General features: G+C 61.1%; 10 protein-coding genes and 2 tRNA genes. 11 read left to right on the top strand and 1 reads right to left on the bottom strand.

Features of this window, described 5'->3' with window-relative positions:
• Nucleotides 1-7 precede the first annotated feature (7 nt).
• Nucleotides 8-319 (bottom strand): ribosome assembly RNA-binding protein YhbY, encoded by a 312-nt coding sequence (gene yhbY / locus BVH06_RS06805; RefSeq protein ID WP_075930957.1) that lies wholly within the window; start codon nt 317-319, stop codon nt 8-10.
• A 97-nt stretch (nt 320-416) separates the two neighbouring features.
• On the opposite strand from yhbY, the gene rlmE reads away from it, so the two are divergent.
• From rlmE to infB, 11 genes are all read left to right on the top strand, one after another.
• A complete protein-coding gene (rlmE, locus tag BVH06_RS06800; RefSeq protein WP_075930956.1) occupies nt 417-1,049 on the top strand; it encodes a 23S rRNA (uridine(2552)-2'-O)-methyltransferase RlmE in 633 nt (210 codons plus the stop codon).
• Nucleotides 1,050-1,236: 187 nt separating this feature from the next.
• Complete coding sequence (ftsH, locus tag BVH06_RS06795; protein ID WP_168172893.1) at nt 1,237-3,153, top strand: ATP-dependent zinc metalloprotease FtsH; 1,917 nt, start codon at nt 1,237-1,239, stop codon at nt 3,151-3,153.
• Nucleotides 3,154-3,163: 10 nt separating this feature from the next.
• Complete coding sequence (folP, locus tag BVH06_RS06790) at nt 3,164-4,015, top strand: dihydropteroate synthase (protein ID WP_075933591.1); 852 nt, start codon at nt 3,164-3,166, stop codon at nt 4,013-4,015.
• Nucleotides 4,016-4,037: 22 nt separating this feature from the next.
• On the top strand, nt 4,038-5,375 hold the full coding sequence (gene glmM / locus BVH06_RS06785; RefSeq protein WP_075930953.1) for a phosphoglucosamine mutase: 1,338 nt from the start codon (nt 4,038-4,040) through the stop codon (nt 5,373-5,375).
• 65 nt (nt 5,376-5,440) lie between these two features.
• The gene (tpiA, locus tag BVH06_RS06780; protein ID WP_075933590.1) at nt 5,441-6,196 is read left to right on the top strand and encodes a triose-phosphate isomerase; all 756 of its coding nucleotides are present in this window, start codon (nt 5,441-5,443) and stop codon (nt 6,194-6,196) included.
• Nucleotides 6,197-6,200: 4 nt separating this feature from the next.
• On the top strand, nt 6,201-6,587 hold the full coding sequence (secG, locus tag BVH06_RS06775; RefSeq protein WP_075930951.1) for a preprotein translocase subunit SecG: 387 nt from the start codon (nt 6,201-6,203) through the stop codon (nt 6,585-6,587).
• A gap of 11 nt (nt 6,588-6,598) precedes the next feature.
• Nucleotides 6,599-6,684: transfer RNA gene (locus BVH06_RS06770), tRNA-Leu, on the top strand.
• 98 nt (nt 6,685-6,782) lie between these two features.
• Nucleotides 6,783-6,859 (top strand) — tRNA-Met (locus tag BVH06_RS06765).
• Nucleotides 6,860-6,985: 126 nt separating this feature from the next.
• Nucleotides 6,986-7,444 carry a ribosome maturation factor RimP gene (gene rimP, locus BVH06_RS06760; protein WP_013792672.1) on the top strand — a complete coding sequence of 153 codons (459 nt, stop codon included), beginning with the start codon at nt 6,986-6,988 and terminating at the stop codon, nt 7,442-7,444.
• A 63-nt stretch (nt 7,445-7,507) separates the two neighbouring features.
• The gene (gene nusA / locus BVH06_RS06755; protein ID WP_075930950.1) at nt 7,508-8,989 is read left to right on the top strand and encodes a transcription termination factor NusA; all 1,482 of its coding nucleotides are present in this window, start codon (nt 7,508-7,510) and stop codon (nt 8,987-8,989) included.
• 26 nt (nt 8,990-9,015) lie between these two features.
• A complete protein-coding gene (gene infB, locus BVH06_RS06750; protein WP_075933589.1) occupies nt 9,016-11,505 on the top strand; it encodes a translation initiation factor IF-2 in 2,490 nt (829 codons plus the stop codon).
• Nucleotides 11,506-11,564 lie beyond the last annotated feature (59 nt).

Below are 11,564 nucleotides of genomic sequence, written 5' to 3'. Positions count from 1 at the left end.
ACCTGAATCAGCCCTGATAGCGGCTGATGTTGGACAGGTTGCGATTGGCCTTGGGGTTCTTGCGGTACAGCAGCGCCATCTTGCCGATGATCTGCGCCAGTTCGGCCTTGCTGGCCTTGCACAGTTCATCGATCACCGCCAGGCGGTCGTCGCGCTCGGTGACACGAACCTGAATCTTGATCAGCTCATGGTCGTTCAGCGCGCGCTCGAGCTCGGCCAGTACGCCTTCGGTAACACCGTTGTCGGCGACGATCAATACCGGTTTCAGGTGGTGGCCGATAGATTTGAACTGTTTCTTCTGCTCTTGAGTGAGCGGCATAATCTGAACCCTGCATATTAATCTGGGAAAGCGGGCTATTTTAACCGAGCCGCCCGAGGCCCGCCCAGTTATTCATTCTGTTCTCTCGAGGTGTTGTGTGGCCCGTTCCAAGACCAGCCAGCGTTGGCTGAAAGAGCATTTCGACGATCCGTACGTCAAAATGGCGCAAAAGGACGGCTACCGTTCACGTGCCAGTTACAAGCTGCTGGAGGTGCAGGAGAAGGATCGCATCCTGCGCCCCGGCATGACCGTGGTCGACCTCGGCGCTGCGCCGGGCGGCTGGTCCCAGGTCACCAGCCGGGTGATCGGCGACAAGGGGCGGTTGATCGCTTCCGACATCCTGGAGATGGACAGCATCCCGGACGTCACCTTCATTCAGGGCGATTTTACCGACGACGCCGTGTTCGCCCGGATTCTCGAGGCCATCGACAATAATCCCGTCGACCTTGTGATTTCCGATATGGCCCCCAATATGAGTGGGGTGAGGGCCGCCGATCAGCCGCGTGCCATGTATTTGTGCGAGCTGGCGCTGGATCTGGCTGGCCGGGTGCTCAAGCCCGGCGGCGATTTCCTGATCAAGATCTTCCAGGGCGAGGGTTTCGACGAGTATCACAAGGAGGTGCGCCGTCAGTTCGACAAGGTGCAGATGCGCAAACCCCTGTCGTCCCGTGACCGCTCCCGCGAGCAGTATTTGCTGGCCCGAGGTTTCAAGGGCCTGAGTGCCGAGTAAAACCAATGGCGTGGTTGTCAGTCCAAGCCAAGACGCGCATCGTAATGGGCAGATGTCTCATAAAGGGTTACAGACGGTGTCAGCCACGAGCGGGCGTTTGTAGTAAGTTAGATCGGTTTATAACTGGTCGTCATGCGAAGCACGCTTCGGCAAGGGGCCTGCTTCAGAGGGTAGCTAATTGAACGACATGGCAAAGAATCTGATCCTGTGGCTGATCATCGCCGCCGTCCTCGTCACGGTGATGAACAACTTCTCGAGCCCCAGTGAGACCAACAAGCTCAACTACTCGGAATTCATCGGGCAGGTACAGAGCGGCGGGGTCAAGCGCGTCACCGTCGATGGCTACATCATCAGCGGCATGCGTTCCGACGGCTCCTCGTTCGAAACCGTGCGCCCGGCGATCCAGGACAACGGTCTGATCAAGGACCTGATGGACAACAACGTCGAGATCGTCGGCAAGCAGCCTGAGCAGCAGAGCATCTGGACCCAGTTGTTGGTCGCCAGCTTCCCGATTCTGGTGATCATCGCCGTGTTCATGTTCTTCATGCGCCAGATGCAGGGCGGGGCGGGCGGCAAGGGCGGCCCCATGAGCTTCGGCAAGTCCAAGGCGCGCCTGCTATCCGAAGACCAGGTCAAGACCACCTTCGCTGACGTCGCTGGTTGCGACGAGGCCAAGGAAGAAGTCAGTGAGCTGGTCGAATTCCTGCGTGATCCGGGCAAGTTCCAGCGACTGGGCGGCCGCATTCCGCGTGGCGTGCTGATGGTCGGCTCACCAGGTACCGGTAAGACGCTGCTGGCCAAGGCCGTTGCCGGCGAAGCCAAGGTGCCGTTCTTCACCATTTCCGGTTCCGACTTCGTCGAGATGTTCGTCGGTGTCGGCGCCTCCCGCGTGCGCGACATGTTCGAGCAGGCCAAGAAACACGCCCCGTGCATCATCTTCATCGACGAGATCGACGCCGTTGGTCGCCACCGTGGCGCTGGTATGGGTGGCGGTCACGACGAGCGCGAGCAGACCCTCAACCAGTTGCTGGTGGAGATGGACGGCTTCGAAATGAACGATGGCATCATCGTCATCGCCGCCACCAACCGCCCGGACGTGCTCGATCAGGCGCTGCTGCGTCCGGGTCGTTTCGACCGTCAGGTGGTCGTCGGCCTGCCGGACATCCGTGGCCGGGAGCAAATCCTCAACGTGCACATGCGCAAGATCCCCATGGGCGAAGACGTCAAGGCAGCGGTCATCGCCCGTGGTACGCCTGGCTTCTCCGGTGCCGACCTGGCCAACCTGGTCAACGAGGCATCGCTGTTCGCCGCGCGCGCCGGCAAGCGCCTTGTGGAAATGAAGGAATTCGAGCTGGCCAAAGACAAGATCATGATGGGTGCCGAGCGCAAGACCATGGTCATGTCCGACAAGGAGAAGCTCAACACCGCCTATCATGAGGCAGGCCACGCCATCGTCGGTCGCCTGGTGCCAGAGCACGACCCGGTCTACAAGGTCACCATCATTCCCCGCGGCCGTGCCCTGGGTGTGACCATGTTCCTGCCCGAGGAAGATCGCTACAGCCTCAGCAAACGTGCGCTGACCAGCCAGATCTGCTCGCTGTACGGCGGTCGCATCGCCGAAGAGATGACTCTGGGGTTCGACGGTGTCACCACCGGTGCATCCAATGACATCATGCGTGCCAGCCAGATCGCCCGGAACATGGTCACCAAATGGGGCCTTTCCGAGAAGCTTGGCCCGCTGCTCTATGCGGAAGACGACGATCAGCCGTTCCTGCGTGGCGGTGGCGGTTCTTCCGGTGCCAGCGTGTCGGGTGAAACCGCCAAGATGATCGACTCCGAAGTGCGCGCGATCATCGACGGTTGCTACAACACGGCCAAGCAGATCCTGACCGACAACCGTGACAAGCTCGATGCCATGGCCGAAGCGCTTATGAAATTCGAGACTATCGATATCGATCAGATCGACGACATCATGAGCGGCCGTACGGTTCGTGAGCCAAAGGACTGGACCGGTGGCGGCAACGATGCGGGCAAGCCATCCGCCAAGCCTGACGAGGCGGATCGTCCTGAGAAACCCATCGGCGGGCCTGCTGCCGAGGTATAAAAGTCGTCCCATGTCTCTCGTGCAAACAAACGACCGGCTGCCTTGTGGCAGCCGGTTTCTTGATTTAAGCCATCCGCAAGTGATGGGTATCCTCAACGTCACCCCAGATTCCTTTTCCGATGGTGGCCGCTTCGCCCTGCGCGATGCGGCGCTGCGGCATGCCGAAAGCATGGTGCGCGCCGGTGCGACGCTGATCGATATCGGCGGCGAATCCACGCGGCCGGGTGCAGCCCCGGTCTCGGCAGCCCAGGAGCTCGAGCGCGTAGCGCCGATGGTCGAGGCGGTCGCCGCCGAGCTGGACGTGATCATTTCGGTGGATACTTCCACGCCCGAGGTGATGCGCGAGTCGGCAAGGTTAGGTGCTGGGCTGATCAACGACGTGCGTTCGCTACAGCGCGATGGTGCCTTGCAGGCGGCAGCCGAGAGCGGTTTGCCGGTGTGCCTGATGCACATGCGTGGCGAGCCCACGACCATGCAGCAAAGCCCCCGGTACGATGACGTGCTGGAGGCGGTGGCCGACTTTCTGCGCGAACGCCTGGCGGTCTGCGAGGCCGCCGGTATACCGGCGCAGCGCGTCGTGCTCGACCCAGGTTTCGGCTTCGCCAAGACGCTGGAGCATAATCTCAGCCTGTTCCGGCGCATGCCGGCGCTGCAGGCTCTCGGTCTGCCGCTGCTGGTCGGCGTGTCGCGCAAGAGTATGATTGGCGCCGTGCTGGGGCGCGAAGTCGATGGTCGCCTCTATGGCAGCCTGGCTCTGGCGGCCCTGGCGGTAGCCAGGGGCGCGCATATCCTGCGTGTGCACGATGTGGCGGAAACCGTGGACGTGGTGCGCATGGTCGCTGCGGTCGAAGCGGCGCAGTAAATAGAAAAAGGGAGTTGTCGTTTTGAGTCGCAAGTATTTTGGCACCGACGGTATCCGTGGGCGCGTTGGTCAGTACCCCATCACTCCAGACTTCATGCTCAAGCTGGGCTGGGCCGCCGGCATGGCGTTTCGCAAACAGGGCAAGTGTCGCATCCTGATCGGCAAGGACACGCGCATCTCCGGCTACATGTTCGAATCGGCGCTGGAGGCGGGGCTCTCCGCAGCCGGGGCTGACGTGATGCTGCTGGGGCCGATGCCGACGCCGGCGATCGCCTACCTGACGCGTACCTTTCATGCTGAGGCGGGTATCGTCATTAGCGCTTCGCACAATCCGCACCATGACAACGGCATCAAGTTCTTCTCGGGGCAGGGCACCAAGCTGCCTGATGAAGTCGAGCTGATGATCGAAGAGCTGCTTGATGCAGCGATGACCGTGGTCGAGTCCGAGCAGCTCGGCAAGGTGTCGCGAATCAACGACGCCGCCGGCCGCTATATCGAATTCTGCAAGAGCAGCGTGCCGACCAGTACCGATTTCTCGGGCCTGAAAATCGTGCTCGATTGCGCCCACGGTGCCGCCTACAAAGTGGCGCCGGCGGTATTCCAAGAGCTGGGTGCCGAGGTGTCGGTGCTGTCGGCCCAGCCCAACGGGCTGAATATCAACGCTGATTGCGGTTCGACCCATATCGAGAACCTGCAGGCTGAAGTCAAGGCGCGCCACGCCGATCTGGGCATCGCCTTCGACGGCGACGCTGATCGGGTGTTGATGGTCGATCACACCGGTGCGGTAGTCGATGGCGACGAGTTGCTGTTCATCATCGCCAGGGATTTGCAGGCCCGTGGCAAGCTGCAGGGCGGTGTCGTCGGCACGTTGATGAGCAATCTGGGCCTCGAGCTCGCCCTCAAGGAGCTGGATATTCCCTTCGTGCGTGCCAACGTCGGCGACCGTTATGTGATCGCCGAGTTGCTCGAGCGCGGTTGGCAGGTGGGTGGCGAAAACTCTGGGCATCTGGTGTGTTTCCAGCATGTGACGACCGGCGATGCCATCGTCGCCGCGCTACAAGTGCTGCTGGCCATTCGTCGTCGCGGTCAGAGCCTGGCCGAGGCCCGCCAAGGGTTGCGCAAATGCCCGCAAGTATTGGTCAATGTGCGTTTTAGCGGTGGCGTCGACCCGCTCAAACATCCCGACGTACAGGCCGCAAGCGACAGTGTGACCCAGCGCATGGCCGGTCGCGGCCGTGTGCTGCTGCGCAAGTCCGGCACCGAGCCGCTGGTGCGGGTGATGGTCGAAGGCGAGGATGAAACCCAGGTTCGAGCCTATGCCGATGAATTGGCTGAAATTGTCTCACGTGTCTGTGCTTGATTCGGCTTGCCAGTCCCCAAGCGGTTGGGTAACATCTGCGCCCTCTTTGACCAACGAGGTAAAGCATGCGTCGCTCAATGGTTGCTGGTAACTGGAAAATGCACGGTACCCGCGCTAGTGTCGCAGAGCTGATCGATGGTCTGAATCGGCAGGCACTGCCTGCCGATGTCGAGGTTGCGGTGTTTCCTGTCAGTGTTCATCTCGGTCAGGTTGTCGAGGGGCTCAGTGGTCTTGCGGTGTCGGTAGGCGCCCAGGACTGTGCCGTCGAGGCCGGCCAGGGTGCATTGACTGGTGAGGTGTCGGGCGAGCAGCTGCGTGATGCGGGTTGCAAGCTGGTGCTGATCGGTCATTCCGAGCGTCGCCTGATTCTGGGTGATAGCAACGAGCAGGTCTTGCGCAAGTTTGCGGCGGCTCAGGTCAGCGGGCTGGTGCCGGTGCTGTGCGTTGGGGAGACCCTGGAGCAGCGCGAGGCGGGCGAAACCCTCAAGGTGGTTGCTGGTCAGCTCGATAGCGTGATCGATGCGCTGGGTGTTGCGGTGTTCTCGAGTGCGGTGGTGGCGTATGAGCCGGTCTGGGCTATCGGTACCGGGCTGACGGCGACGCCCCAGCAGGCGCAGGACGTGCATGCGGCAATTCGTGCGCAGGTCGCTGCGAAAGACCCGCAGGTGGCGAGTGGTTTGAGAATTCTTTATGGCGGCAGCGTCAAGGCCGCCAATGCAGCCGAGCTTTTCGGCATGCCTGATATCGATGGGGGGCTTGTGGGTGGAGCCTCTCTGAATGCGGATGAGTTCGGTGCGATCTGTCGCGCTGCAGGAAACTAAGAATATGCTGGAAACAGGCGTTGTAGTTCTTCATCTGCTGGCAGCGATCGGTGTGGTTGTGCTGGTTCTGCTGCAGCAGGGTAAAGGTGCCGATGCAGGTGCTTCGTTCGGTGCGGGTGCTTCGAATACCGTTTTCGGTAGTCAAGGAACCACTACCTTTCTGAGCCGAGTTACTGCTATACTCGCCGCCAGTTTTTTCATTACCAGCTTGGGGTTAGCGTATTTTGCTAATCAAAAGTCTGATACACTGGGTCAGGCTGGTTTGCCAGATCCGGCAGTGATGGAAGTGCCGCAGGGCAACAAGCCTGCAGAAGATGTACCGGTGCTTGAGCAACAGCAAGCGCCAACTTCGAGTGAGCAAGACGTACCTCAGGCTCCCGAAGCGCAGTAAGTGTCAAATTTGCCGAGGTGGTGGAATTGGTAGACACGCTACCTTGAGGTGGTAGTGGCCATAGGCTGTAGGGGTTCGAGTCCCCTTCTCGGTACCAATTGAACAGAACAGCCCGCTGCATGCGGGCTTTTCTGTATCTGGGGGGTTGGTTGACCCGCGTGGCGGTTCAGCCGTATAATCCGCTCCCAGTTTTAGCGCGGGGTGAACAGTCCGGTAGCTCGTCGGGCTCATAACCCGAAGGTCGTTGGCTCAAGTCCATCCCCCCGCAGCCAGTTGTCACTGAGCCCCTTTCAAGGGGCTTTTTGTTAGCTGGGAGACAGATTTTCCGCCATCTGGGCGGTCTTGTAGATGGGCGTTTCGCCCATTTTTTATTTGCACAGCATGCGCGAGGGGTTCAGGTGTCGAGCAAGCTAGAACAGTTGCAGGCCTTGGTGGCCCCGGTAGTCGAAGCGCTTGGCTACGAATGCTGGGGTATCGAGTTCCTGTCTCAGGGGCGGCATTCGCTGCTGCGTATCTACATCGATCATGCCGACGGCATTCTTATCGACGATTGCGAGAAGGTCAGCCGGCAGATCAGCGGCGTTCTCGATGTCGAGGATCCCATCAGTGCCGAATACACCCTCGAGGTGTCTTCGCCTGGCATGGATCGGCCACTGTTCACGTTGGCCCAGTTCGCCAGTCACGTCGGCGAGCAGGTGAAAATCAAGTTGCGCTCACCGTTCGAAGGGCGCCGCAACTTTCAGGGTCTGCTCCGCGGTGTGGAGGAAGAGGACGTGGTGGTGCAGGTGGATGACCACGAGTTTCTTTTGCCGATCGATATGATCGACAAGGCCAACATTATCCCCCGATTTGATTGAGACACGGATCCCGCGGGATCGGAATGTGTCGATCCCAATGGATTGCGAAAGGCGAGGCGTACGATGAGCAAAGAAGTACTGCTGGTTGTTGAGTCGGTATCCAATGAAAAGGGCGTACCGGCCGCTGTGATTTTCGAGGCGCTGGAGTTGGCGCTGGCCACGGCGACCAAGAAACGTTTTGAAGATGAAGTCGAACTGCGGGTGGCGATCAACCGCCAGAGTGGTAGCTACGAGACCTTCCGCTGCTGGACCGTGGTCGACGAGGAAAACTTCGAAGATCCAGCGCACCAGGTGACGACTGACATGCCGCGTGCGGTCGAGGCCAACGCCAAGGTCGGCGATGTGCTCGAGGAGAAGATCGAGTCCATCGAGTTCGGTCGTATCGCTGCCCAGACGGCCAAGCAGGTCATCGTGCAGAAGGTACGTGAAGCCGAGCGTGCGCAGGTCGTCGAGGCCTACCGCGAGCGTCTGGGTGAAATCATCGCCGGTACCGTCAAGAAGGTTACCCGCGACAACGTCATCGTCGACCTGGGTGCCAACGCCGAGGCTCTGCTGGCACGCGAAGACATCATCCCGCGTGAGACTTTCCGTGTCGGCGTGCGCCTGCGTGCACTGCTCAAGGAAATCCGCACCGAGAACCGCGGCCCTCAGCTGATCCTGTCGCGTACTGCGCCGGAAATGCTGATCGAGCTGTTCCGTATCGAAGTGCCGGAAATCGCCGAAGGCCTCATCGAAGTCAAGGCCGCCTCCCGTGACCCGGGTTCGCGCGCCAAGATCGCAGTGCGTTCCAAGGACAAGCGCATCGACCCGCAAGGCGCCTGTATCGGCATGCGTGGCTCGCGCGTTCAGGCTGTTTCCGGCGAGCTGGTCGGCGAGCGTGTGGACATCGTGCTGTGGGACGACAACCCGGCGCAGTTCGTCATCAACGCCATGTCGCCGGCCGAAGTTGCGGCGATCATCGTCGATGAAGATGCCCATGCCATGGACATCGCCGTTGGCGAGGACAACCTGGCCCAGGCCATCGGCCGTGGCGGCCAGAACGTGCGCCTGGCCAGTCAGCTGACCGGCTGGACGCTGAACGTGATGACCGAGTCGGACATCCAGGCCAAGCAGCAGGCCGAGACCGGTGACATTCTGCAGAGCTTCATCGACGAGCTGGAAGTCGACGAAGAACTGGCCCAGGTGCTGGTCGAAGAGGGCTTCACCAGCCTGGAAGAAATCGCCTACGTGCCGATGGAAGAGATGCTCAGCATCGACGGTTTCGACGAAGAAATCGTCAACGAACTGCGCTCTCGAGCGAAGGATCGTTTGCTGACCAAGGCCATCGCCACGGAAGAAAAACTGGCAGACGCCCAGCCGGCCGAAGACCTCCTCGAAGTCGAGGGTATGGACAAAGGCCTGGCGCAGGAACTGGCAGTACGCGGGGTGGTTACCCGTGAAGACCTGGCCGAGCAGTCGATCGACGACCTGCTCGACATCGACGGCATCGACGAAGAGCGTGCCGGCAAGCTGATCATGGCCGCCCGAGCCCACTGGTTCGAGTAAGTTTTACGGCCTGAGGAGAGAAGTGCATGACGCAAGTCACGGTGAAAGAACTGGCCCAAGTGGTCGACACACCGGTAGAGCGCCTGCTGCAGCAGATGCGAGAGGCGGGTTTGCCGCACAGCAGTGCCGAGCAAGTTGTCACCGATAACGAAAAGCAGGCCCTGCTTGCTCACCTGAAGAGCAGCCACGGCGACAAGAAAGCCGAGGAACCGCGCAAGATTACCTTGCAGCGCAAGACCACCAGTACCCTCAGGGTTGCTGGTAGCAAGACCATCAGCGTTGAAGTGCGCAAGAAGAAGACCTTCGTCAAGCGCAGCAACGAAGAGATCGAAGCCGAGAAACAGCGCGAGCTCGAAGAGCAACGTGCTGCGGCGGAAGCTGCTCGTCTGAAGGCTGAGGAAGAAGCCAAGCGCCAGGCCGAAGAAGACGCCAAGCGCCAGGCGGCCGCAGCGCCGACCGCGCGCGCCGTCGAAGCGGCTGTGGCGCCGGCCGTCGTCGACGCGCCGGTTGCTCCGGCTGTCGACGAGCGCAAGAAGGACGAGCCGCGTCGCCCCGACAAGGCGCGTAGTGACGATGCCGACCGCCGTGGTGGTGAGCGCAAGACCACTCAGCACCGCCCGACCGTCAAGGAAAAGGCGCCTGCTCCACGTGTCGCGCCGCGTACCATCGACGAAGAGAGCGATGGTTTCCGCCGCGGTGGCCGTGGCAAGTCCAAGCTCAAGAAGCGCAACCAGCATGGCTTCCAGGCTCCGGCCGGCCCGGTGGTGCGTGAAGTGTCGATCGGCGAAACCATCACCGTGGGCGAACTGGCCCAGCAGATGTCGGTGAAGGCTGCTGAAGTCATCAAATTCATGTTCAAGATGGGCACGCCTGCCACCATTAACCAGGTGCTGGATCAGGAAACCGCTCAACTGGTCGCCGAAGAGCTGGGCCACAAGGTCAAGCTGGTCAGCGACAACGCGCTCGAAGAGCAGTTGGCCGAGTCCCTGAAGTTCGAAGGTGAGGCGATTTCCCGTGCGCCGGTGGTGACCGTCATGGGTCACGTCGACCATGGTAAGACCTCGCTGCTCGACTACATTCGTCGTGCCAAGGTCGCGTCCGGTGAAGCAGGTGGTATCACGCAGCATATCGGTGCCTACCACGTGGAAACCGAGCGCGGCATGGTGACCTTCCTCGATACCCCGGGTCACGCTGCGTTCACTCAGATGCGTGCCCGTGGTGCCAAGGCTACCGACATCGTCATCCTCGTGGTGGCGGCCGACGACGGTGTGATGCCGCAGACCCAGGAAGCGGTTCAGCACGCGAAAGCGGCTGGCGTGCCGATCGTGGTCGCGGTGAACAAGATCGACAAGCCCGATGCCAACCCGGACAACATCAAGAACGGCCTGGCCGCGCTGGACGTGATTCCGGAAGAGTGGGGCGGCGACGCACCCTACGTGCATGTCTCGGCCAAGATGGGTACCGGCGTGGACGAGCTGCTCGAAGCAGTTCTGCTGCAGGCCGAAGTTCTCGAACTCAAGGCCATGCCGACGGCGCCTGGTCGTGGCGTGGTCGTCGAATCGCGTCTGGACAAGGGCCGCGGCCCGGTAGCCACCGTGCTGGTTCAGGACGGTACGCTGCGCCAGGGCGACATGGTGCTGGTCGGCTCCAACTACGGCCGCATCCGCGCCATGCTGGACGAAAACGGCAAGCCTGTTAAGGAAGCCGGCCCGTCCATCCCGGTCGAGATCCTCGGCCTGGACGGCACGCCAGAGGCGGGCGATGACATGACCGTCGTGGCCGACGAGAAGAAGGCCCGCGAGGTTGCGCTGTTCCGTCAGGGCAAGTTCCGCGAAGTGAAACTGGCACGTGCCCACGCCGGCAAGCTGGAGAACATCTTCGAGAGCATGGGCCAGGAAGAGAAGAAAACCCTCAACATCGTTCTCAAGTCCGATGTGCGTGGTTCTCTCGAGGCTCTGCAGGGCTCGCTCAGCACCCTGGGCAACGACGAAGTACAGGTGCGTGTGGTCGGTGGCGGCGTCGGTGGTATCACCGAGTCCGATGCCAACCTGGCCCTGGCGTCGAACGCCGTGCTGTTCGGCTTCAACGTCCGTGCTGACGCTGGTGCGCGCAAGATCGTCGAGGCCGAAGGTCTGGACATGCGCTACTACAACGTCATCTACGACATCATCGAGGACGTCAAGAAGGCGCTCACCGGTATGCTCGGCAGCGACGTTCGCGAGAACATCCTCGGCATCGCCGAAGTGCGCGACGTGTTCCGTTCGCCGAAGTTCGGTGCGGTCGCCGGTTGTATGGTGGTCGAAGGTACGGTCTACCGTAACCGTCCGATCCGCGTACTGCGTGACGACGTGGTGATCTTCGAAGGCGAGCTGGAGTCCCTGCGTCGCTTCAAGGACGATATGGCCGAAGTGCGTAACGGCATGGAGTGCGGTATCGCGGTGAAGAGCTACAACGACGTCAAGGTCGGCGACAAGATCGAAGTGTTCGAGAAAGTCCAGGTGGCTCGCAGCCTGTAATCGCGAGTCGCAACACGCAACGCCCGGCCCCGCATCTGCGCGGCCGGGCGTTTGCCGCT

Origin of the sequence: Pseudomonas sp. PA27(2017) (assembly GCF_001945445.1) — a bacterium.
Taxonomy (GTDB): domain Bacteria; phylum Pseudomonadota; class Gammaproteobacteria; order Pseudomonadales; family Pseudomonadaceae; genus Aquipseudomonas.
This window is presented reverse-complemented; position numbering and strand designations above follow the sequence as displayed.

Excerpts from the sequence above, each read along its gene's own strand:
- nusA (WP_075930950.1), top strand. The coding sequence starts at position 7,508 with ATGAGCAAAGAAGTACTGCTGGTTGTTGAGTCGGTATCCAATGAAAAG.
- infB (WP_075933589.1), top strand. The coding sequence starts at position 9,016 with ATGACGCAAGTCACGGTGAAAGAACTGGCCCAAGTGGTCGACACACCG.
- secG (WP_075930951.1), top strand. The coding sequence starts at position 6,201 with ATGCTGGAAACAGGCGTTGTAGTTCTTCATCTGCTGGCAGCGATCGGT.
- yhbY (WP_075930957.1), bottom strand. The coding sequence starts at position 319 with ATGCCGCTCACTCAAGAGCAGAAGAAACAGTTCAAATCTATCGGCCAC.
- tpiA (WP_075933590.1), top strand. The coding sequence starts at position 5,441 with ATGCGTCGCTCAATGGTTGCTGGTAACTGGAAAATGCACGGTACCCGC.
- ftsH (WP_168172893.1), top strand. The coding sequence starts at position 1,237 with ATGGCAAAGAATCTGATCCTGTGGCTGATCATCGCCGCCGTCCTCGTC.
- folP (WP_075933591.1), top strand. The coding sequence starts at position 3,164 with ATGTCTCTCGTGCAAACAAACGACCGGCTGCCTTGTGGCAGCCGGTTT.